Here is a 21,183-nt window from a genome sequence, read left to right as displayed (position 1 = left end):
CGGGAAGCATCATGCCGAAGATTACCAGTGCGCGTGTTATCGTGAGTTGCCCCGGGCGTAATTTCGTGACGCTGAAGATCGAGACTGATGAGGGGGTGTACGGTCTTGGCGACGCGACGCTGAACGGTCGGGAGCTGAGCGTTGCGAGCTATCTGCAGGATCATGTGGTGCCGTGCCTGATCGGGCGGGATGCGCACCGGATCGAGGATGTGTGGCAGTTCCTGTACAAGGGGGCGTATTGGCGGCGGGGTCCGGTGACGATGTCGGCGATTGCCGCGGTGGATACGGCACTGTGGGACATCAAGGGCAAGATCGCGGGGTTGCCGGTCTATCAGCTGCTCGGCGGGGCGAGCCGCGAAGGCGTGATGGTGTACGGCCATGCCAATGGCGCGACGATCGAGGAAACGATCGATAACGCGCTTCATTACCAGTCGCTCGGCTACAAGGCGATCAGGCTCCAGTCCGGCGTGCCGGGCCTTGCCTCGACCTATGGCGTGTCGAAGGATCGCTATTTCTACGAGCCGGCCGATGCCGATCTGCCGACCGAGAATGTCTGGTCGAGCGAGAAGTATCTGCGTTCGGTGCCGCCGCTGTTCGAAAAGGCGCGCGAGGCGCTTGGCTGGGACGTGCACCTGCTGCACGACATCCACCACCGCCTGACGCCGATCGAGGCTGGGCGGCTGGGCAAGGACCTCGAGCAATACCGGCCCTTCTGGCTCGAGGATGCGACGCCGGCGGAGAACCAGGCGAACTTCCGCCTGATCCGCCAGCACACCACCACGCCGCTTGCCGTGGGCGAGATCTTCAACTCGATCTGGGACTGCAAGCAGCTGATCGAGGAGCAGCTGATCGACTATATCCGGGCGACCGTGGTGCATGCCGGGGGCATCACCCATCTGCGCCGGATCGCGAGTTTCGCCGACCTGCACAATGTCCGCACCGGCTGCCATGGCGCGACCGACCTCTCGCCGGTGTGCATGGCGGCGGCGCTTCATTTCGACCTGTCGGTGCCGAACTTCGGGATTCAGGAATATATGCGCCACACCGACGAGACCGATGCGGTGTTCCCGCACGCCTACACCTATGACAACGGCCTGATGCATCCGGGCGACAAGCCCGGCCTCGGCGTCGACCTCGATGAGGTCCTCGCCGCGAAATACGAATACAGCCGCGCCTATCTCCCGGTGAACCGTCTCGAAGACGGCACCATGACCAACTGGTGAGTCGACAGGTGAGGGGATTTCAATGAACGCGACCGCCGGCGCGGAAGCGCCGATCCTGCCCAAGCCGTCGGGCAAGGTCCGCTGGATCGTCTGTGGCCTGCTCTTCGCGGCGGTCGTGCTCAGCTATATCGACCGCCTTGTCCTGTCGGTGCTGAAGCCCGATCTCGCCGCGCAATATCACTGGACCGAGCAAGGCTATGCCGATCTCGCGGTCGCGTTCCAGCTCACCTACGGCGTCGCTTATGTGATCTTCGGGCGGCTGGTCGACCGGGTCGGGGCGAAGATCGGCTATGCCATTGCCGTCACCCTCTGGACCATCGGCCATATGGGCCATGTGCTGTTCACCACCACGACCGGCATGATGATCGCGCGGCTGACGCTGGCGTTCGGCGAGGCGGGCACCTTCCCCTCGGCGCTCGCCGCCGCGAACGAATGGTTCCCGAAGCGCGAGCGCGCTTTCGCGATCGGCATCTTCAACGCGGGTTCCAATATCGGCGCGATCGTCACCCCGCTGATCGTGCCGGTCATCACCATCGCGTTTGGCTGGCGCTGGGCCTTCATCCTCACCGGCCTGCTGACGGTGATCTGGCTGGTCGCCTGGCTCGGTTTCTACAACCGACCGTCAAAGCATCCGCGCGTGTCGGCGGAGGAGCTTGCCTTCATCGAATCCGATCCGGCCCAGCCCGAACAGGTGCGGGTGAAGCGCGGCTTCGTCGAGGGCGTGGTCGCGCTGGTCCAGGATTATCGCGCCCTGTTCTGCCATCGCCAGACCTGGGCCTACATGGCCGGCCGCTTCCTGATCGATCCGGTATGGTGGACGTTCCTGTTCTGGCTGCCCGACTTCTTCAACAAGCAATATCATGTGAAGATGCTCGATTTCGGGCCGCCGCTGGTCATGATCTATCTGATCGCCGATGTCGGCTCGGTGGCGGGCGGCTGGATCTCGTCGCGGCTGATCGGCAAGGGCTACAGCATCAACCGGTCGCGCAAGACGGCGATGTTCTTCATGGCGTTGTTCGCGCTGCCCATCGCCTTCGCCACCGCCGCGCCTAACATGTGGGTCGCGGCCGGGCTGATCGGGCTCGCCTGCGCCGCGCACCAGGGCTTCTCCGCCAATGTCTACACTATCCCGGGCGATCTCTTTCCGCGCTGGCGGGCAGGGTCGGTGATCGGGCTCGGCGGCCTTGCCGGCGCGATCGGTGGCGCCTTGATGGCGAAATATGCCGGCTATATCCTCGCCACCGTCGGCAGCTTCCAGCCGATCTTCATCCTCGCGGCGTGTTCCTACCTGCTCGCGCTGCTCGTCGTCCATCTGATCGTGCCGCGCTGGGAGCCGGCCGTTCTCGCGCACAATGAAGGCAACCAATGACCAAGCTGACGCTCCACCCCGACCGCCTGTTCCCTGCCGAGGGCCGGACGCGCGACATCGCGCGTGCGTTGTACACCGGTGTCAAGGATCTGCCGATCATCTCCCCGCACGGCCATACCGATCCGTCCTGGTTCGCCTATGACCAGCCCTTCGCCGATCCGGCGCAGCTGCTGATCGTGCCTGACCATTATGTCTTCCGCATGCTCTACAGCCAGGGCGTGCCGCTGGAGAAGCTTGGCGTGCCCACCCGGGACGGCACCCCGACCGAGACCGACGGGCGCGCGATCTGGAAAATCTTCGCCGAGAACTATCATCTGTTTCGCGGCACGCCGTCGTCGATGTGGCTCGACTGGGTGTTCGTCGAATGCTTCGGCCTCGACGTGCGGCTGGAGCCGGCGACCGCCGATCATTATTACGAGACGATCGACGCGGCGCTGAAGACCCCGGCCTTCCGTCCGCGTGCGTTGTTCGAACGCTACCGCATCGAGGCGATCGCCACCACGGAGAGCCCGCTCGATCCGCTCGACCATCACCGCGCGATCCGCGAGAGCGGCTGGCAGGGCCGGGTGATGACTGCCTATCGTCCTGATCCGGTGATGGACCCGGAGGCTGCTGGCTTCCTGGAGAATATCGCCCGTTTCGGCGAGACGGCGGGCGAGGACATTTCGACCTTCGCCGGCTATCTGCGCGCGCACCAGTTCCACCGCGCGCGCTTCCGCGAGGCGGGGGCGACCTCGACCGACCATGGCCATCCGAGCGCTTTCACCGCCAATCTCCCGGCCGCCGAGGCCGAGGCGCTCTACGCGAAGGTGCGCGCAGGACAGGCAAGCGCCGCCGAAGCCGAGCTGTTTCGCGGCCAGATGCTGACCGAGATGGCGCGCCTGTCGATCGAGGACGGCATGGTGATGCAGCTCCATCCCGGCGCCTTCCGCAGTCACAATCCGGGCGTGCTGGTGCGCTTCGGCCGCGACAAGGGGGCGGACATCCCGCTGCCCAGCGAGTTCGTCCACAACCTCAAGCCGCTGCTCGACGCCTATGGCAATGATCCGCGCCTGACCCTGATCCTCTTCACGCTCGACGAGGACACGTACAGCCGCGAGCTGGCACCGCTCGCCGGTCACTATCCGGCGCTGCGGCTCGGCCCGCCCTGGTGGTTCCATGACAGCCCCGAGGGCATGCGCCGTTTCCGCCAGCGCGCGACCGAGACGGCGGGTTTCTACAACACGGTCGGCTTCAACGACGATACGCGTGCCTTTTTGTCGATCCCAGCGCGGCACGACGTCGCGCGGCGGATGGATTGTACTTTCCTGGCCCAGCTCGTCGCCGAGCACCGGCTCGAGGAAGACGAAGCGCATCAGCTTGCGAAGGCGCTTTCCTATGATCTGGCGAAGGCGGCGTACAAGCTGTGAGCAGACCTCCTTACTCTTCCCCGGCGCAGGCCGGGGCCCAGTATCGGGCCGGTCTTAACTGGACCCCGGCCTTCGCCGGGGAAGGAAAGAAATGACAAGACTCTCATCTGCGACGATTGGCGATTTACCTTCAACCGTCGCCGTCCCTTCCTACGACCGCTCCATCGTAAAATCCGGCGTCGTCCATCTCGGCATCGGCGCCTTCCACCGCGCGCACCAGGCGGTGGTGTTCGAGGCAGCGCTCGAATCCGGCGACCTGCGCTGGGGCATCACCGGGGCGTCGTTGCGCTCGGCCGGCGTGCGCGACGAGATGAACCCGCAGGACGGGCTCTACACCGTCGTCACCCGGGACGGATCGGGCGACAGCCTGAAGGTCATGGGTGTCGTGCGCGAAGTGCTGGTCGCGCCCGAGAACCCGAAAGCCCTGGTCGAGCGGCTGGCGCATCCAGATACGCATATTGTGACGCTGACCGTGACGGAGAAAGGCTATAAGCTCGACCCGGCGACCGGCGCGCTGCTCGCCGGCGACCCCGATGTCGCTGCCGACTGCACAGACCTGACCGCACCCAGGACCGCGCCCGGGTTCCTCGTCGCGGCGCTCGCCGCGCGTCGCGATCGCGGCCTGCCCCCGTTCACCGCGATCTCGTGCGACAATCTGCCGCACAATGGCCGGCGGCTTGAGCAGGCGGTGCTGGCCATCGCCCGCGCGCATGGCGCGGCGCTCGCGGAGTGGATCGAAACCGAGGGAGCCTTTCCTGAGACGATGGTCGACCGCATCGTCCCGGCGACCACGTCGGTCGATATCGCCGGGCTGGAGGCGTCGCTCGGCATGAGCGACCAGGCGATGGTGAAGGCCGAGCCATTCCTGCAATGGGTGATCGAGGATCGTTTCTGCGGCCCGCGTCCCGCGTTCGAGACGCCGGGCGTACAGATCACCGCGTCGGTCGCGCCGTGGGAAGAAGCCAAGCTGCGCCTGCTCAACGGCGCGCATTCGGGCATCGCCTATCTCGGCGGGCTGGCGGGCATCGAGTTCGTCCATGAGGTCGTCGCCATCCCGGCTTTCAGGCGCTTCGTCGAGGCGCTGTGGGACGAGGCCGAGGTCACCTTGTCGCCGCCGCCCGGGCTGGATGTTGCTGCCTATCGCAGCGAGCTGATGCAGCGCTTTACCAATCCCGCGCTCCAGCACCGCACCCGCCAGATCGCGATGGACGGATCGCAGAAGCTGCCGCAGCGCCTGCTCGCGTCGATCACGGCACGGCGGGCCAAGGGGTTGTGCGTCGACGCGCTCGCGCTGGCGGTCGCTGCCTGGATGCGCTGGCAGGGCGGTCGCGACGACAGCAGTGCCGCCCATGTGGTTGACGATCCGCTGGCCGCCGTCACTGCCGCGCGGCTCGATGGCGTGGCCGATGCTGAGGCGCAGGTGACCGCGCTGCTATCGATCGATGCGATCTTCCCGTCAGTCCTTGCTACCGACGAAGAGTTCCGCGCCACGCTCACGCGACATCTGGCGGCGCTCATCGCGAACGGCGCGCGCGCAACGGCGGAGGCGTTCGCATGACCGACCTGACACGGCGCGAGGCGATCGGCGCCGCGGCAGCCGTTGCCCTGTTCGTGCCCGGCAACGCGCTGGCCGCGTCGCCCGGACTAGATGCGATCGGCAAACCACGCGGCATCCGTTTCGGAACGTGCCTGGGCGGCAAGGGGCTTCGCGACCCCCGCTACCGCGCCCTGGTCGCGGCGCAGTGCGGACTGATCGTGCCCGAGAACGAACTGAAATGGCAGGCGGTTCGCCCGGACGCGAGGAGCTTCGACTTCCGTGCCGCCGATGCGCTGATCGCCTGGGCGACGTCGGTCGGGCTCGGCGTGCGCGGGCATACCCTGCTGTGGCAGAAGACCGAGCGCTATCCGAAATGGCTGGTCGAGCATGATTTCGGCCCCAACCCGCGCGCCGAGGCGGAACGCCTGTTGACCGGGCATGTCTCGACCGTGGCTGGCCGCTATGCCGGGGTGCTGCCGAGCTTCGACGTGGTCAACGAAGCGGTCGACGAGAAGACCGGCGGCCTGCGCGAGACCGTGCTGACCGCGCCGCTTGGCGCGGAGAATGTCATCGACCTCGCCTTCCGCACCGCTCGCGCCGCGGCGCCGCACATGCAGCTCGTCTATAATGATTATATGAGCTGGGAGCCGGGCAACGAACTCCACCGCAGCGGCGTGCTCAAGCTGCTCGAAGCGCTGAAGAAGCGTGGCACCCCGGTCGATGCGCTGGGCATCCAGTCGCATATCGGCGCGCCGGGGCAGGGCGGCGGCGTCCCGTTCGGCGCCCGCGACGAAAAGGCGTGGCGCCACTTCCTCGACGCGGTCACCGGCATGGGGCTGAAGCTGCTCGTCACCGAGATGGACGTGAACGACAAGCTGCTGCCGACCGACATCGCGACCCGCGACCGTGCGGTGGCGGATTATGCCAGGGCCTTTCTCGATTCCCTGCTCGTCTATCCGCAGCTCGATACCGTGCTGTTCTGGGGAATCTCCGACAAATATAGCTGGCTGCAAGGCCTGACGCCGCGTCCCGACGGGCTGGCGAAGCGCTGCTGCCCTTACGGCATGAACTATGAGCCAAGGCCGCTTCGCACGGCGGTCGCGGCCGCGCTGGCCGCGGCGCAGGCACGATAGGAGGGATTGGCCGATGAGCATGATCACGCGCATGATCGCCGCATCCCTGTTGTGCGTGACGGTGGCCGGCTCGGCGGCGCCGGCGCCGCGCGAAACCTGGCTGCGAAGCTGGGCCTCGTCGCAACAGATTCCCGAACCGAACAATGCGCTGCCCGACGCCGATCTCAGGGACGCGACGCTGCGCCAGGTGGTGCGGGTCAGTGCCGGGGGATCGCAGATCAGAGTGATGCTGTCGAACGCGTTCGGTACTGAACCGCTGCGCATCGATGCGGCGCATGTCGCGCTGGCGGCGGGTGGCGCGTCATCGAAGATCGATCTCGCAAGCGACCGGGCACTCACTTTCGACGGTGCGGCCGAGGTGACGATCCCGGCCGGTGCCAGCTATCTGTCCGATCCCGTTCGGCTGCCGGTGCGGGGGCTGGCCAGCGTGGCGATCACCCTGCATCTGCCCGACGCGCCCGCGCGCCAGACAAGCCATCCCGGGTCGCGCGCCACCTCCTATGTCGTCCATGGCAACAAGGTGGCCGATGTCGAGCTGACCGGCGCGAAGACGGTGGAGCATTGGTACCAGATCGCCGGGGTCGAGATCATGGCCGCGACCGATGGTCGCGCGATCGTGACGCTGGGCGATTCGATCACCGACGGCAACGGCTCGACCACCAACGGCAATGATCGCTGGCCCGATCGGCTGGCCGACCGGCTCCAGGCCTCGCCCGCCACCCGCAATGTCACGGTGCTCAACCACGGGATCGGCGGCGGCCGGCTGCTGCTCGACGGGCTTGGCCCCAATGCGCTCGCCCGTTTCGACCGCGACGTGCTGGGCCAGACCGGCGTTCGCTATCTGATCGTGCTCGAGGGCGTGAACGATCTTGGCACCTTCACGCGCGACGCCCCGCAGACCCCGGAGGCGCATGCCGCGCTCGTCCGCCGGATCATCGGCGCCTATCGCCAGATCGTCCAGCGCGGCCGTGCCGCCCGCATCAAGGTGATCGGTGGCACGATCCTGCCCTATGGCGGCAATGACTATTATCACCCGGATGCGCAGAACGAGGCCGACCGGCAGGCGATCAACGCATGGATTCGCGCGCCCGGCAATTTCGATGCCGTGGTCGATTTCGACGCGGTGATGCGCGATCCCGCCAATCCGATGCGGATGCGCGCCGATGTCGACAAAGGCGACCATCTGCATCCGAGCGTCGCCGGCCACCGCGCGATGGGCGACGCCGTCCCGCTGGCGTTGTTCAAGTGACATCCAGTCGTACCGCCGCGTCGAACAAGGGCTTTGACACCGCGACACCGGCGGCGCCACAGACCTGCCTCGCCGTGTCTGGTAGCGGCGCAGAATTCATCGGCGTTGCCCGATCGGGGCTTCATTGCCCCTCGCACGCGCCGAAACCGTGATTACCTACACCCCTAACCGACCGCGGAAGCGGCCAAGGAGATCAGCATGACGATCAACGGCGAAATGTTTATCGGCGCGCGCGCCGTGCGCGGCACCCAGGGCGAGATTCGCGCGGTCCAGGCGGAGACCGGCGAGCCGATGGAGCCCGCATTCGGCGGCGCCACGCTTGAGGATCTCGATGCCGCCTGCGCCCTCGCCGACGCAGCGTTCGACACCTATCGCGAGACCTCACCGGAGGATCGCGCCAGGTTCCTCGAAGCCATCGCCGACAATATCATGGGCATCGGCGACGAACTGATCGAGCGCGCCATGGCCGAGAGCGGCCTGCCGCGCGGCCGCCTCGAGGGCGAGCGCGGTCGGACGTGCGGCCAGCTCCGCCTGTTCGCCCAGGTCGTGCGCGACGGCCATTATCTCGACGTGCGCATCGACCATGCCGATCCGGCGCGGACCCCGGCGCCGAAACCCGACCTGCGCCTGCGCAACATCCCGGTCGGGCCGGTCGCCGTGTTCGGCGCGTCCAACTTCCCGCTCGCCTTCTCGGTCGCGGGCGGCGACACCGCCTCGGCGCTCGCCGCCGGCTGCCCGGTCGTTGCCAAGGCGCACAGCGCGCATCCCGGCACCTCCGAACTGGTCGGCCGCGCGGTGCGCAAAGCCGTCGCCGATTGCGGCCTGCCCGAAGGCGTTTTCTCGCTGCTGTTCGATTCCGGCCGCACCATCGGCCAGGGCCTGGTTGCCGACGCGCGCATCAAGGCAGCCGGCTTCACCGGCTCGCGCGGCGGCGGCACCGCGCTGATGAAGATCGCGCAGAACCGTCCCGAGCCGATCCCGGTCTATGCCGAGATGAGCTCGATCAACCCGGTCATCCTGTTCCCGAACGCCCTCGCGGCGAAGGCGGAATCGACCGCCAAGGCGTTCGTCGGCTCGCTGACGCTGGGCGCCGGCCAGTTCTGCACCAACCCTGGCCTGATCCTCGGCATCGACGGCCCCGATCTCGACACCTTCGTCGCGGCGGCGGCGGCGGCGCTGGGCGACATGCCGGCAGCGACGATGCTCACCCCGGGCATCGCCAAGGCCTATCAGACGGGCGTCGAGGCGATCGGCAGCCACAACACCGTCGAGACGGTCGCGCGTGGCAAGGCCGGGCATCACTGCCAGGGCCAGGCCGGCCTGTTCCAGACCAGCGCCGAGGATTTCCTGGCTCATCACGAGCTGCAGGATGAAATCTTCGGTGCCGCGTCGCTGATCGTGCGCTGCGCCGATCTGGAGACGGTGACCAATGTCGTCGATCATCTCGAGGGCCAGCTCACCGGGGCGATCCACATCGTCGAGGCTGATCATCCCGAGGCGGCGAAGCTGATCCCGCACCTTGAGCGCAAGGTCGGCCGGATCCTGGTCAACGGCTTCGGCACCGGTGTCGAGGTGGCGCACGCCATGGTCCATGGCGGGCCCTATCCCTCGACCGCCGATGGCCGCTCGACCTCGGTCGGCAGCAAGGCGATAGATCGCTTCCTGCGCCCTGTCTCCTACCAGGACCTGCCCGACGATCTGCTCCCGGCAGCGCTGAAGCAGGCCAACCCGCTCGGGATCGAGCGCCTCGTGGACGGCAAGCGCTGATGGGCGTGCGGCTGGTCGGCATCTCGGGAAGCCTGAGGCGGCATTCCTACAATGCCGGCCTGTTGCGGGCTGCGCGGGAGGCGATGCCGGAGGGCCACGAACTGACGATCCATACGATCGCCGGCGTCCCGCTCTACAATGGCGATGTCGAGGCGGCGGAGGGAATCCCCGCCGCCGTCGCCGTGCTGAAGGATGCGGTGGCCGAGGCCGACGGGCTGCTGCTCGTCACGCCTGAGTACAACAACGGGGTGCCCGGCGTGTTCAAGAACGCGATCGACTGGATGTCGCGCCCGGCCTCCGACATTCCCCGTGTGTTTGGCGGCAAGCCAGTCGCGCTGATCGGTGCCTCGCCCGGCAATTTCGGGACGATCCTGTCGCAGAATGGCTGGTTGCCGACGCTGCGCACGCTCGGCGCCGAGCTGTGGAGCGGCCAGAAGCTGATGGTCCCTGGTGCCGGGCAGGCGTTCGACGGCGAGGGCAACCTGATCGACGATGCCGTGCGCGTCAGGCTTGGACGGTTTGTGGCGGGGTTCGTCGCTTCGCTCTGACCGGGCGGCTCGATCCCCGTCGATCTGCCCGCGTCGATCTTGCCGGCATGTGCCGCGGCAGGCCGAGGAAAGAGCCTGCCGCGACGTTCTGTCATTCGTGGCGCCCCGTCATTCGTAGCGCAGCGCGCGGATCGGGCTGGTGCGTGCGACGCGCCAGGCATGGGCCGAGATGGTCCCGATCGCGATCATCACCGCGAGCAGGCCGGCCACCAGGAACGGCATCGGGGTCAGCGAGATCCGGCTTTCGAACCCGTTGAGCCACCCGCGCATCACCCACCAGGCGATCGGCCAAGCGATCAGGTTCGCGATCAGCACCGGCTGGCTGAACTGCCACACCAGCAACCGAAGGATGTCGCCGGTGCGGGCTCCCAGCACCTTGCGGATTCCGATCTCCTTGGTCCGCCGCTCGGCGGTGAAGGAAGCGAGGCCGAACAGTCCGAGGCATCCGATCACCACCGCGAGGATCGCGAAGGCGCCGAACAGTTTCGCCCGTGCCTCGTCGGCGTTGTAGAGATCGCGCACGATATCGTCGACGAACTTGGCGTCGAACGGCACGTCGGGCACCTGGCGCTTCCACGCCGCGGCGACCTGGTCATAGGCCAGCTTGGGTTCGACACCCTGGAAGCGTACCGCCATGCTGTTGTAGCCGTTGGTCTGGTAGAAATAGAACATCGGCTGCAACGGGTCGCGCGCTGAGCGATACCGGGCATCGGCGACGATGCCGATCACGGTCGCCGGCACCAGGCCATATTCGCCGTCGACTATACTGGCCATCACCGTCTTGCCGAGCGCCGTCTCCGCCTGGGCGAAACCGAGCCGATGCGCCGCTTCCTCGCTCAGGATGATGTTCAGCCCGCGCTGGACCAGTGCCCGCTCAGCCTCGGGCTGGGCCGGCTGAGGTGTGGTCGCGTCGTCGCGCGGCTGGCTCTCGGAGAAGGTGCGGCCGGCGATCAGCCTGATGCCCATTGCCTTGAAGAAATCCGGATCGGCCCCATACACGCCGAGCGCGACCGGATTCGAGCTACCCGGCAGGCTGACCGTGGTCACCGCATTGTTGCCGCCATTGACCGAGATGGTCGAGCGGGCGACGGCGGTGACGCCCGGAATGCGCCTCATCTCCTCCATCAGCGGCCGGGCCACGGCTTCCGCCTGGGGCCGGCCGACGCTCCCGATCTGGATCAGCCCGTCACGCTTGTATCCGGCGTCGCTGGTGCGTGCGTAAACGGTCTGGGCATAGACGATCGAGGTGCAGATGATCAGCCCGATCGACACGGCGAACTGGCCGATCACCAGGACATTGCGCAGCCGCCCGGAGCCTTCGGCGTCGGCAGCGGACTTGTTGGCCTTCAGCACGCGTGCCGGTTCGAAGCGCGACAGGACGAGCGCCGGATAGACGCCACCCGCCAGCCCGACGAGCAGGGTGAGGCCGATCACCGGGAAGATCAGCCCGTCGAGCGCGAAATAGCGCAGCGAGATGTCCGCCTTCAGGAAGGCGTTGAGGCCGGGCAGGGTGATCTCCACCACGGCCAACGCCACCAGCATCGCGATCGCCGCGAGCAGGATCGATTCACCGATGAACTGGGTGATGAGCTGCTGGCGTGTCGCGCCGAGCACTTTGCGCAGCGCGACTTCCCGGGCGCGCTGGGTGGCACGGGCGGTGGCGAGGTTGGTGAAGTTGACGCACGCCATGGCCATGATCAGCAGCGCGACGATGGCGAAGGTGATGATCGTCGTCTTGTCATTGCCCGGCCGCATCGTGGCCATCTGTGCCTCGCCGAGATGGATGTCGCGGAGGTTGACGAGTTTCCAGTCCTGGTTGTCGCCCGCATTCTGCTTGCGCGTGCCATTGTCCTCGTCGGGAATGTTGCGCTTTTCCCAGGCGGGCAGCGCGGCGTTGATCGTGTTCACGTCGACGCCGGGCTTCAGGCGGACAAGATAGTTGCCGGCCTGGCTGTTCCAGCTTGTGAGTACGGAGGGGGACTTGGCGAAAAAGGCCTGGGGATCGAAGCGCACGACCATGTTCATCGCGAGCGACGTGTTCCTGGGCATGTCCTTGTACACGCCCGTCACGCGGTAGTCGGCGGTGACATCGCCGAACATCAGGGTCACCGTGCGGCCGATCGGGTTGCCGTTGCCGAACAGGATCCTGGCCTGCGTCTCGCCCAGCGCCATCGCATGCGGGTCATCGAGCGCATGTGCGGGGTCGCCATGAAGGAAGGGCACCTCCACCACGCTGAACAGCGGGCCGTCGGCAAGGAGCGTCTCCTGGACCGTCGAGGGCTGGCCGTCCTTGAGCACGACGACGCTGGTGCCCTTCACATAGATCGCACGCTCGATCTGGGGGAAATCCTTCTTCAGCGCGACGCCGGCGGCGTAGCTCGTCACCTGAAGCTTCATCTCCTGGCCGCCGGACTCGGTCGGGCTATAGAAATCCTGCAGTTCGAAGGTGCGGTCGGCATTGGGCAGCCAGCTATCGTAGCTGAATTCGTAGCGTACGAAGCCGAGGATCAGCAGGCATGCCGCGATGCCAAGCGCGAGGCCCGCGATGTTGATGAAGGCATAGGCGCGGTTCTTGGCGAGCGCTCGGATGCCGACGGTCAGGTAGTTGCGCCACATGGCGGGTCTCCGGGTTCTGGGTCGTTCAGGCGGCGCGGCGGTGCTGCTGCAGAATCCGACCATCGAGCATGTTGACGACCCGGCTGGCATAATCGGCATGCGCGGGGGAATGCGTGACCATCACGATGGTAGAACCCTCGGCGTTCAGTTGCTGGAGCATGCGCATCACCTCGTCGCCGTGATTGGTGTCGAGGTTGCCGGTCGGCTCGTCGGCGAGGATCAGCTTGGGTTCGGCGACCAGCGCGCGGGCGACGGCGACTCGCTGCTGCTGGCCGCCCGAAAGCTGGCTCGGCCGGTGGCGGGCGCGGTGGGCGATGCCGACACGGTCCATCACCACATCGGTGCGGCGCTTGCGCTCCGCGGCGGACACGTCGTGATAGAGCAGCGCCAGCTCGATATTCTCGCGCACCGACAGCTCGTCGACCAGGTTGAAGCTCTGGAAGATGAAGCCGATATTCGCCTTGCGGACCTCGGCCAGCCTGCCCTCGCCAAGGCCGGCAACTTCCTGGCCGTTGAACACATAGGACCCGCTCGTTGGCGAATCGAGCATGCCCATCAGGTTGAGCAGGGTCGATTTGCCGCAGCCCGACGGACCCATCACCGCGACGAACTCGCCGTCGGCGATTTCAAGGTCGATCGCGTCGAGCGCGGTCGTCTCGATCGTATCGGAGCGATAGGCCCGTGAAAGCGCGCGCATCTCAAGCATAAGGTCAGTCCTTTCCTTTGGCCGTCAGGTCGAGCCGGTCCTTGTCGGCGAAACCGGTATAGGGGGAGGTGATGACGCGCTCGCCGGGATCGAGTCCTTCGAGCACCTCGATCGAATCGGGGTTGCGGCGGCCGAGCCGGACCGGGCGCTTCATCGCGCTGCCGCCGTCGGGCGACACCACGAATACCCAGTTGCCGCCGGTCTCGTTGTAGAAGGCGCCGGCCGGGATCAGCCGGGCCGGGGCGGGATCGCCCAGCGTCAGCTTGGCCTGAAGCGTCTGGCCGCGCTGGATGTTGGCCGGCTCGGTACCGAGGAACTGCAGGTCGACCTGGAACTGGCCGTTCTGGACCTGCGGGTAGATCTTGGTCACCCTGGCGGCGAAGCTCTTGCCGTTCCAGTCGACGCTGGCTTTCTGGCCGAGCTGGACTCGGCCGAGATAGAATTCGTCGACGCCGGCCATCAGCTTGTTGCGGCCCGGGCTGTCGATCTGGCCGATCCGCTCACCGGGCTTGAGCGACTGGCCGACCTGGATCGAGAAGCCGGAAAGCTGGCCGGCGACCGGCGCGCGCAGGTTGAGCGCGTCGAGATTGGCACGGGCGAGGCTCAAGCTCGACTGCATCGACGCGGCGGAGGCGCGCTGCTGGGCGAGTTGGCTGCCCTGGAGCTTCTCGTCGGTCGCCTGGCTGCGGCGGACGGCGTCCATGCGCCTCTGCGTGGAGAGATAGTCATCCTGGGTATCGTTGAACTGCTTGCCCGAGACGAAGCCGCGCGCGGCAAGCGGCTGCTCGCGCTCATATTGGCGGCGCGCCTTGGTCGCGGCGAGATCGGCATCGATCATCGAGCGCTCATTGGCGAGGCGGGTCTGGGCCAGCGCAAGTTCCTGGCTGCGCATGTTGTTGATCTGCTGCTCGACCTCGGTCTGGCGGGCGAGCGTGGAGAGTTGGAGCTCGGCATTGGACAGCTCGACGATCAGTTCGCCCTTGGCGAGGCTGGCGCCGTCCTCGGCGATCACCTTCTCGACCCGGCCGCCCTCGATCGAATCGAGATAGACGGTGAGGAGCGGGGTGACGCGGGCGCGGAGCGGAATGAAATCCTCGAACTTCCCGGTCCGGACAGGCGAGATCGTCAGCCGGTCGGCCGCGACGGTCTGCGAGCCGGCGCGCGGGGCGAGAAACCAGAAAAGTACGGCGGCGACCAGCAGCGTCCCGGCACCGATCATGATCCTGGTCCGCCTGGACAACTTGCGCGTCTCGACGACCCGATCCATCCCGCTGCCCGTCACCGGACGGTCGCCCGGCTGGTCCCCCTTCATATGTACGACACTCATCTTCACTCCCCTGTTGGGGTCATGCTCAGCAAGCGGCGTGCCAGCCCTGGTCTCAGGAAAAGTCACGGGTCAGTCCTTGATCCAGTGTCCGGTTCCGGACAGTGACGTCCGGAACCGGACGCGAATCCCGGTCACGCAATCTGGCCGGCGACGAGCGAGGCGACCGTGACGACCGGCGCGGACGACGCGAAGGTCAGGCAGGCGGTGATTGCCATTGCAGCGATTGCGCTCAGGATTTGCGGCTTCAGGGTCAGTTTCATCGTCGATCTCCTTGAGTAGTGCCGGTTGGCAATCCTCCGTTCAGCATGAGGCGTGCCAGATACGGAAATCGGCGGATTTGCGGGCTTTCGTCTCCGGGGGACAATCCTGGCACGGAATTTGACTGTCCGATTTCGCACGCGGATTGTACGGGAGCGGTCAATGGGGAAATCGGCGGAATTCGATCTCTGCGTCGTGGTGGACGACGACGAGGATATATTGACCGCCGCGCGGCTGTTGCTGCGCGGCCTGTTCAACGAGGTGGTGACCGCGCGCGCGCCGGACGAGGCGATTACCGCGATCGCCGGCCGGTCGGCCGATGTCGTGCTGCTTGACGCCAATTTCGCGCGCGGGGCGACCGATGCCGCGGAGGGACTTGCCTGGCTCGACCGGCTGCTTGCGATCGACCCGGATTTGGTGGTGGTGATGATCACGGCGCACGCCGGCGTGAACATCGCGGTTGAGGCGATGAAGCGCGGCGCGACCGATTTCGTGTCCAAGCCCTGGTCGAATGAGCGCTTGCTTGCGACCGTGCGCACCGCTGCCTCCCTTCGCCGCTCGCGCCGCGCGGTTGCGGTGGAAAAGGCGCGCGTGGTCGCGATCACCGATACGAAGCCGGGCACCAATACCCCGCTGATTGGCCAGTCGCCGGCGATGGCGCGCGTCCATTCGCTGATTTCCCGCGCCGCGCCGACCGAGGCGAACGTGCTGGTGCTTGGCGAGAACGGCACAGGCAAGGAGATCGTCGCGCGCGAGTTGCACGCCAAGTCGCTGCGCGCGCCCCAGCCGATGCTGACGGTCGATCTCGGCGCGATCGCCACCGAACTGATCGATTCCGAACTGTTCGGTCATGTGAAGGGCGCCTTCACTGATGCGCGCGCGGATCGCATCGGCCGAATCCAGGCGGCCGACGGCGGCACCCTGTTCCTCGACGAGATCGGCAACCTGCCGCTTCACCTCCAGCCGAAGCTGCTGACCGTGCTGGAACAGCGGCAGGTCACGCCGGTCGGCGCCAACCGGCCGATTCCGGTCGATATCCGGGTGATCGCGGCGACCAATATGACGCCGCAGATGCTGCGCGACGACCGGCATTTCCGGCAGGATCTGCTCTTTCGGCTCAACACCGTCGAGATCGAGCTGCCGCCCTTGCGGGAGCGACGCGAGGACGTGGCCGCGCTGGTCGGCCATTTCCTCGATCACTATGCCCGGCGCTACAACCGGCCGGCACCCGAGATCACCGCCGGGGCCAGGGCTGCGCTCGCCGCGCATGACTGGCCGGGCAATGTCCGCGCATTGCGCCATGCGATTGAGCGGGCCGTGATCCTCGCGGGCGATGCGCCGCTCGAGGCGGAGGATTTCCCGCTCGGCGCCTCGGCGCCGCGTGTCGCGCAAGACGCGGTGGTCACGCCGGCTGCATCGGAGCTCAATCTGGAGAAGGTTGAGCGCCGGCTGGTCGAGGAAGCGCTGAAGAAGCACGGCTATAATATCTCGATGGCGGCGACCGAACTGGGCCTGTCGCGCGCGGCGCTTTATCGGCGGATGGAGAAACATGGGCTTTGACCGGCGGTTCACGCTTGTCCTCGGGCTCTGGATCGGGGCGTTGCTCGTGGCGCTCGCCGGGTTCATCTGGTCCTGCGAGGTGGAAGGGCTGGGTGCCACGCGGATCGTCGCCGGGCTGATCGTGCTTTTTGCCGCAAGGGGCCTGTGGCATCATGTCGACCGCACCAACCGCACCGTCGCGCGCTTCGTCGAGGCGCTGAGCAGCAAGGATTTCGCCGCCCGTTTCGACGGGCGCGGCGGCGCCGGCTTCGGCGAACTGGGCAGGGCGCTCGATGCCGCGATGCGCGGGCTGCAGGACGAGCGGGACCGGTCGGCGCGGGAGATGCGCTATCTCGAGGCGCTGGTTGACGACATGCCGGTCGCGCTGCTGACGGTTGATGAAGCGCATGGCGCGACGCCGGCCAACAAGGCCGCGCGGAGGCTGTTCGGACGACACCAGGGTGTTCGGCCGGAGGATTACGCGGTCTATGGCGCGACCTTCGCGTCGCGACTCGCCGAGGACGGGGAGGCGCGGCAGGAATTGCTGATCCTGCGCATGCCTGGCGGACCGCAGCGTGCGATCGTGCGAACGGCGTCGCTCGAGCGGCTCGGCCTGCGTATCCGCGTGGTGACGGTGGAGCCGGTTCAGGGCACGCTCGATACGGTCGAGATGGCGGCGCAGACCGATCTCGTTCGCGTGCTGACCCACGAGATCTTGAATTCGCTCACCCCGGTGACCTCGCTGGCCGGCACCGCCGCCGCGCTACTCGATGCGGAGCCGCCCGACGTGCCGGATGCGCGCGTCGCGGTGACGACACTTGCGCGCCGGGCCGAAGGGTTGCGGCGGTTCATCGACAGCTATCGCGCGGTATCGCATGCACCGGCCCTGCGCCGTCGTCCGTTCGAGGCCGAACCTTTCGTCGCCGAGCTTGCCAGGCTGTTCGCGGCTGAATGGAACGATGTGCGGTTGATCGTTGAGGTCAAGCCAGACATCGTCCTCGATGCCGATCCCGATTTGCTGGCGCAGGTGTTGATCAATCTGCTGCGCAACGGGGCGCAGGCGGGGCATCGCGGCAGCGGCGCGCACTGGGTGCGGCTGTCGCTGTCCGCCGTTTCGGGGCGCATCTGGATCGAGATCGAGGACAGTGGAACGGGCGTGCCGCAGAATCTGCGCCGCGATATCTTCCTGCCTTTCTTCACTACACGCGCCGAAGGCACCGGGGTGGGGTTGAATCTCGCGCGGCAGGTCGTGGTGGCGCATGGCGGCTCGATCGACATTGCCGATGGTCGCATTGGCGGGGCGCTGTTCCGCATCATCCTGTGACCTGATCTCACCGGACGGTCCTGGCGCTCAGTTGCAGATGGCAACCAGGCCAGGCTGACGCGGTTTCGATCTGGCCGATTTCTTGAGTGCTCGCCGGAAGTCCTTGGCGTGGCTGACGAGATGCGCTTTGTCGAAACAGGCGACGGCGCCGCGCGCGACCGCTTCATGCGCGGTGTCGCTGCCATCCCTCGTGTGCGAGGAAACGACCAGTACCGGCGCATGCGGGCTCGCCGCGAGTTCGTCCAGAAAGGTCATGCCGCCGATCCCCGGCATCGCGAGGTCTAGCGTGATGACGCTCGGTTGATGCTGCCGGATCAGCATGCGGGCAGTCTCGATATCACCGGCCGACCCGACAACCCGCAAGTCCCTGTCACCGGACAGCATCTCCTCGATGATCGCGCGCACCGTCAGTGAATCGTCGATGATCAGGACGCTGCCCGGCGACGTTGCGCTCATCGGACTGCCCTTCGGGCAACGGGCCGGTCGCACGGGGCGGCCGGTTTTTTGCCGGGGCCGTGGCGAAACCACGAAAGGCGCAGTCGGGTCATCGTCAACTCCCGCCGGACGCAGCCATGGTCAGGCCAGCGCCCGCGCCAAGACTAGTCCGGGATACGGACCACAGACAAGGCGGACATGAACATGCGGGAATCTACATAAGCCCCCGGCAACCCGCGGGTAACCATCCTGCGTCATCTGTCGATGCCGCGTCGAGGCGCCGCCGCCGTTGGTTACGTGGTTTCCCCAAGCAGAAGACCCCACCGGGCGCGATTACCCTTGCGGCGGGGGATTGCACCTATCGAGATCGGCTTTGTCGTGACGTCAAAGGAATTGCTTGTCCTGATCGTGCGTGATGGCGGCCTGCGCAGTGCGCTGACCGCGCGCCTGTCGATGCAGGGCGAGAGCCTCGTCACGCTCGAGGCCGATCCGGAAGATCCCTATATCCGCCGCGTCGCGCCGGCGCCTCGGATCCTGGTGGTCGACAAGGCGACGTTGGGCGGCCGGCTTCAGGCCGTGGCTGCCAGCAGGCATTGGCGCGGCGTCATCGCGCTGGCCGACGATACCGAAGAGGGCGATGCCGGGGACCCGATCAGCATCGTCCGTCACGGGCAGGCGCTGACGGGCGTGGCCGAAACGCTGGCGCGGTGGCGTCTGGCGCGTGCCTGACGGGTCAGTCAGGGTTGCGGGATCAGCCCGGCCGCAAAGGCGATGCGCAAAGCCTCGGGCAGGCTCCTGACGCCAAGCTTGGTCATCAGGTTGGCCCGGTAGATTTCCACGGTGCGCGGGCTGATATCGAGTTCATAGGCGATCACCTTGTTGGCCCGGCCCTCGATCAGGCCCATCAGCACGTCGCGCTCGCGCGGCGAGAGGCCGTCGATTTTGGCCCTTGCCTGTTCCGCATGGCTGGCGGCCGCGCTGTCCTGGGCCAGGCGAGAAAAGGCAGCGTCAACGGTGCGCAGCAGCGTCTCCGCCTCATAGGGTTTTTCGATGAAGTCGAGTGCGCCCGCCTTCATCGCCTGGACTGCCAGCCCGACATTGCCCTCGCCGGTCAGGATCACAGATGCGTATTTCTTCGGCTCCGCGTCCTGCAGCGCGTTGAGCACGTCGATCCCGTTCGATCCGGGCATGTGAAAATCGAGCAGGAGCACGCCGGGATCGAGATCGGATGCGTTGGTCAGGAACATGTCGCCACTGCGGAAGCTCCGGACCAGCAGGTCCGACTGCAGCGACAACAGGCTGTGCAGGGACGCACGGACAGCATCGTCGTCGTCGACAAGATAGATGCTTCGGGTCATCGCTCGAACTCCTCCAGCGCCTGAGGTCCATGAGATTGGCCGCTCACCTGGTGGGCCGTGCCCAGGGTGTACGGCAATATCGCGCCTGCGGGACGGCCTGGCGTGAAGCGCCACGCCGGGCTCGCTGAGTGTGTGCGGGGGTTCCCGTCCAACCTGCCTGCACCCTTTTTCCGCGCGAACATGTCAATGAACATCCATAACAGACCTGAAACAAAATGCCACACGGGGCAGTTTCTGTTCGCTGATTCGGAAATACAACCAAAATGAAGATTTGCTGCGACGCATTATAGTTAGTAACGTATTTACCGATCATTCGGTGAACTGGGACAAAGGGCGTTCAGAGGAGTTCTTCTACGATCCCGAAATACGAAGTATCACCTCATGGCGAGAGGGTAGATCGGAGGCATAGTCGCGGATCTTCCAATATAATGCGGCCGTCGTGACGCGCAGGAAATCAGCTATAAGAGATGAATTCATGCCTCTTCTCAGCGGTGAAGCGCGACGGCTGTCATCCAGCGCCCGATTCATGCCGGCGTTTTTCCAGTCGACCCTAAATCCCGCAGGCACGGTTCGCCATTTCGTCTCCGACGACCCCAAGGATCGGATCATGTCGCGGCCGCACCGCCGGCATCTGCTGAACGCGAAGCCCTGGTTGCGCAGTACTTGCGGTGCGGTGGCGTGACTCGACAGGCGACAAGGCAGGGACATGGCGTTCCTCGTTGGCGATATGGATTTTGAGGTGGAGGGAGGCGAGCTTCATCAACTCGGACGGGCCGCGGGAGAGGGCGAATTCCAGGTCCCAGATTTCGAACCGCTGTCCGGTCGCCACCAGGAGTACCGAATCGCCGATATTGCCGCGTTCGCGCATCAGCGGTCCGAGTGTCATCATGCCGTCAGGCGCGAGCATGATTTCCTCGACGAACCCGAAGGTCCGGCGAAGCCGGGTATAATGGGCGTCGAGGTTCGACCCGATGAATGCCGCGCGGCGGGTATCGAAATCCCATTGCTGCTGGGCGGCGAAGGCCTTGTCATAGACGACCAGACATCGCGATTCCTCGTGCAGGCCGACGAAGAGCTGGCCCCCCATCGCCCTCTGCCGCGCGGTCTCGTGGAAGCTGCGCGGCAAAAGGATCTCGCCCCCGCTGGTCATTTCGCAGATCGCGCTGCCGATGAAGAGCTCGTCCATGTTGCCCGCTACCCCTTGTCGTTGAGCAACATGGTTAACGAATCATCACCGGTCCGGCGTAGCGCGTAAAACTACTATATCGTGGAATCGCGTAGCTGCGATTCTGCGTAATCGGACCCGATTCTCGTGGCGATCGCCAGTGAAGGATCGCTCCGGGTGGCGATTTGATTCGACGCGGAGCACGTACCGGATAATTACT

At 66.2% G+C, this 21,183-nt stretch carries 18 protein-coding genes; 11 read left to right on the top strand and 7 right to left on the bottom strand.

Annotation, left to right across the window (positions count from 1 at the left end; all coding sequences use genetic code 11):
- The first annotated feature begins 11 nt into the window (after nt 1-11).
- The 8 genes from manD (at nt 12) to NDN01_RS17445 (ending at nt 10,235) form a co-directional block, all read left to right on the top strand.
- Nucleotides 12-1,223, top strand: coding sequence for a D-mannonate dehydratase ManD (gene manD / locus NDN01_RS17480; RefSeq protein ID WP_272623022.1), 1,212 nt, complete (start codon nt 12-14; stop codon nt 1,221-1,223).
- A 22-nt stretch (nt 1,224-1,245) separates the two neighbouring features.
- Complete coding sequence (locus tag NDN01_RS17475; RefSeq protein WP_272623021.1) at nt 1,246-2,592, top strand: MFS transporter; 1,347 nt, start codon at nt 1,246-1,248, stop codon at nt 2,590-2,592.
- Entirely contained in the window at nt 2,589-4,001 is a 1,413-nt protein-coding gene (gene uxaC, locus NDN01_RS17470; RefSeq protein WP_272623020.1) for a glucuronate isomerase, read from the top strand. Before NDN01_RS17475 ends, uxaC begins: the two co-directional genes overlap by 4 nt.
- 91 nt (nt 4,002-4,092) lie before the next feature.
- Nucleotides 4,093-5,559: a mannitol dehydrogenase family protein gene (locus NDN01_RS17465; RefSeq protein WP_272623019.1), complete on the top strand. Its 1,467-nt coding sequence runs from the start codon at nt 4,093-4,095 to the stop codon at nt 5,557-5,559.
- Nucleotides 5,556-6,671: an endo-1,4-beta-xylanase gene (locus NDN01_RS17460; RefSeq protein WP_272623018.1), complete on the top strand. Its 1,116-nt coding sequence runs from the start codon at nt 5,556-5,558 to the stop codon at nt 6,669-6,671. The genes NDN01_RS17465 and NDN01_RS17460 overlap by 4 nt, the downstream gene beginning before the upstream one ends.
- Before the next feature lie 19 nt (nt 6,672-6,690).
- Nucleotides 6,691-7,920 (top strand): SGNH/GDSL hydrolase family protein, encoded by a 1,230-nt coding sequence (locus NDN01_RS17455; protein ID WP_443025253.1) that lies wholly within the window; start codon nt 6,691-6,693, stop codon nt 7,918-7,920.
- Between the two features lie 198 nt (nt 7,921-8,118).
- Nucleotides 8,119-9,687, top strand: a complete 1,569-nt coding sequence (locus NDN01_RS17450) for an aldehyde dehydrogenase (NADP(+)) (RefSeq protein ID WP_272623016.1) — start codon at nt 8,119-8,121, stop codon at nt 9,685-9,687.
- Nucleotides 9,687-10,235 carry an NADPH-dependent FMN reductase gene (locus NDN01_RS17445; RefSeq protein ID WP_272623015.1) on the top strand — a complete coding sequence of 183 codons (549 nt, stop codon included), beginning with the start codon at nt 9,687-9,689 and terminating at the stop codon, nt 10,233-10,235. The genes NDN01_RS17450 and NDN01_RS17445 overlap by 1 nt, the downstream gene beginning before the upstream one ends.
- Nucleotides 10,236-10,343: 108 nt before the next feature.
- On the opposite strand, the gene NDN01_RS17440 is transcribed toward NDN01_RS17445, so the two are convergent.
- The 4 genes from NDN01_RS17440 to NDN01_RS17425 form a co-directional block, all read right to left on the bottom strand.
- Nucleotides 10,344-12,851, bottom strand: a complete 2,508-nt coding sequence (locus NDN01_RS17440; RefSeq protein ID WP_272623014.1) for an ABC transporter permease — start codon at nt 12,849-12,851, stop codon at nt 10,344-10,346.
- 25 nt (nt 12,852-12,876) lie between these two features.
- Complete coding sequence (locus NDN01_RS17435) at nt 12,877-13,557, bottom strand: ABC transporter ATP-binding protein (RefSeq protein ID WP_272623013.1); 681 nt, start codon at nt 13,555-13,557, stop codon at nt 12,877-12,879.
- 4 nt (nt 13,558-13,561) lie between these two features.
- Nucleotides 13,562-14,884, bottom strand: a complete 1,323-nt coding sequence (locus NDN01_RS17430; protein ID WP_272623012.1) for an efflux RND transporter periplasmic adaptor subunit — start codon at nt 14,882-14,884, stop codon at nt 13,562-13,564.
- Between the two features lie 131 nt (nt 14,885-15,015).
- Nucleotides 15,016-15,144 carry a hypothetical protein gene (locus NDN01_RS17425; protein ID WP_272623011.1) on the bottom strand — a complete coding sequence of 43 codons (129 nt, stop codon included), beginning with the start codon at nt 15,142-15,144 and terminating at the stop codon, nt 15,016-15,018.
- A gap of 160 nt (nt 15,145-15,304) precedes the next feature.
- Between NDN01_RS17425 and NDN01_RS17420 the strand changes: the two genes are divergently transcribed.
- Complete coding sequence (locus tag NDN01_RS17420; RefSeq protein ID WP_272623010.1) at nt 15,305-16,702, top strand: sigma-54-dependent transcriptional regulator; 1,398 nt, start codon at nt 15,305-15,307, stop codon at nt 16,700-16,702.
- The gene (locus NDN01_RS17415) at nt 16,692-18,005 is read left to right on the top strand and encodes a sensor histidine kinase (RefSeq protein WP_272623009.1); all 1,314 of its coding nucleotides are present in this window, start codon (nt 16,692-16,694) and stop codon (nt 18,003-18,005) included. The genes NDN01_RS17420 and NDN01_RS17415 overlap by 11 nt, the downstream gene beginning before the upstream one ends.
- A gap of 27 nt (nt 18,006-18,032) precedes the next feature.
- Here the strand turns inward: NDN01_RS17415 and NDN01_RS17410 are convergent, their stop codons facing one another.
- Nucleotides 18,033-18,461 (bottom strand): response regulator, encoded by a 429-nt coding sequence (locus NDN01_RS17410; RefSeq protein ID WP_272623008.1) that lies wholly within the window; start codon nt 18,459-18,461, stop codon nt 18,033-18,035.
- A 357-nt stretch (nt 18,462-18,818) separates the two neighbouring features.
- On the opposite strand from NDN01_RS17410, the gene NDN01_RS17405 reads away from it, so the two are divergent.
- The gene (locus NDN01_RS17405) at nt 18,819-19,169 is read left to right on the top strand and encodes a hypothetical protein (RefSeq protein WP_272623007.1); all 351 of its coding nucleotides are present in this window, start codon (nt 18,819-18,821) and stop codon (nt 19,167-19,169) included.
- A gap of 8 nt (nt 19,170-19,177) precedes the next feature.
- Here the strand turns inward: NDN01_RS17405 and NDN01_RS17400 are convergent, their stop codons facing one another.
- Both NDN01_RS17400 and NDN01_RS17395 read right to left on the bottom strand, forming a co-directional pair.
- Nucleotides 19,178-19,798 (bottom strand): response regulator transcription factor, encoded by a 621-nt coding sequence (locus tag NDN01_RS17400; protein ID WP_272623006.1) that lies wholly within the window; start codon nt 19,796-19,798, stop codon nt 19,178-19,180.
- A 550-nt stretch (nt 19,799-20,348) separates the two neighbouring features.
- Nucleotides 20,349-20,984, bottom strand: coding sequence for a division/cell wall cluster transcriptional repressor MraZ (locus NDN01_RS17395; RefSeq protein WP_272623005.1), 636 nt, complete (start codon nt 20,982-20,984; stop codon nt 20,349-20,351).
- Nucleotides 20,985-21,183 lie beyond the last annotated feature (199 nt).

The organism is Sphingomonas sp. QA11, assembly GCF_028473665.1.
In the GTDB taxonomy this organism is placed as follows: Bacteria; Pseudomonadota; Alphaproteobacteria; order Sphingomonadales; family Sphingomonadaceae; genus Sphingomonas; species Sphingomonas phytovorans.
This window is presented reverse-complemented; position numbering and strand designations above follow the sequence as displayed.

Excerpts from the sequence above, each read along its gene's own strand:
- manD (WP_272623022.1), top strand. The coding sequence starts at position 12 with ATGCCGAAGATTACCAGTGCGCGTGTTATCGTGAGTTGCCCCGGGCGT.
- NDN01_RS17475 (WP_272623021.1), top strand. The coding sequence starts at position 1,246 with ATGAACGCGACCGCCGGCGCGGAAGCGCCGATCCTGCCCAAGCCGTCG.
- uxaC (WP_272623020.1), top strand. The coding sequence starts at position 2,589 with ATGACCAAGCTGACGCTCCACCCCGACCGCCTGTTCCCTGCCGAGGGC.
- NDN01_RS17465 (WP_272623019.1), top strand. The coding sequence starts at position 4,093 with ATGACAAGACTCTCATCTGCGACGATTGGCGATTTACCTTCAACCGTC.
- NDN01_RS17460 (WP_272623018.1), top strand. The coding sequence starts at position 5,556 with ATGACCGACCTGACACGGCGCGAGGCGATCGGCGCCGCGGCAGCCGTT.
- NDN01_RS17455 (WP_443025253.1), top strand. The coding sequence starts at position 6,691 with ATGATCACGCGCATGATCGCCGCATCCCTGTTGTGCGTGACGGTGGCC.
- NDN01_RS17450 (WP_272623016.1), top strand. The coding sequence starts at position 8,119 with ATGACGATCAACGGCGAAATGTTTATCGGCGCGCGCGCCGTGCGCGGC.
- NDN01_RS17445 (WP_272623015.1), top strand. The coding sequence starts at position 9,687 with ATGGGCGTGCGGCTGGTCGGCATCTCGGGAAGCCTGAGGCGGCATTCC.
- NDN01_RS17440 (WP_272623014.1), bottom strand. The coding sequence starts at position 12,851 with ATGTGGCGCAACTACCTGACCGTCGGCATCCGAGCGCTCGCCAAGAAC.
- NDN01_RS17435 (WP_272623013.1), bottom strand. The coding sequence starts at position 13,557 with ATGCTTGAGATGCGCGCGCTTTCACGGGCCTATCGCTCCGATACGATC.
- NDN01_RS17430 (WP_272623012.1), bottom strand. The coding sequence starts at position 14,884 with ATGAGTGTCGTACATATGAAGGGGGACCAGCCGGGCGACCGTCCGGTG.
- NDN01_RS17425 (WP_272623011.1), bottom strand. The coding sequence starts at position 15,144 with ATGAAACTGACCCTGAAGCCGCAAATCCTGAGCGCAATCGCTGCAATG.
- NDN01_RS17420 (WP_272623010.1), top strand. The coding sequence starts at position 15,305 with ATGGGGAAATCGGCGGAATTCGATCTCTGCGTCGTGGTGGACGACGAC.
- NDN01_RS17415 (WP_272623009.1), top strand. The coding sequence starts at position 16,692 with ATGGGCTTTGACCGGCGGTTCACGCTTGTCCTCGGGCTCTGGATCGGG.
- NDN01_RS17410 (WP_272623008.1), bottom strand. The coding sequence starts at position 18,461 with ATGAGCGCAACGTCGCCGGGCAGCGTCCTGATCATCGACGATTCACTG.
- NDN01_RS17400 (WP_272623006.1), bottom strand. The coding sequence starts at position 19,798 with ATGACCCGAAGCATCTATCTTGTCGACGACGACGATGCTGTCCGTGCG.
- NDN01_RS17395 (WP_272623005.1), bottom strand. The coding sequence starts at position 20,984 with ATGGACGAGCTCTTCATCGGCAGCGCGATCTGCGAAATGACCAGCGGG.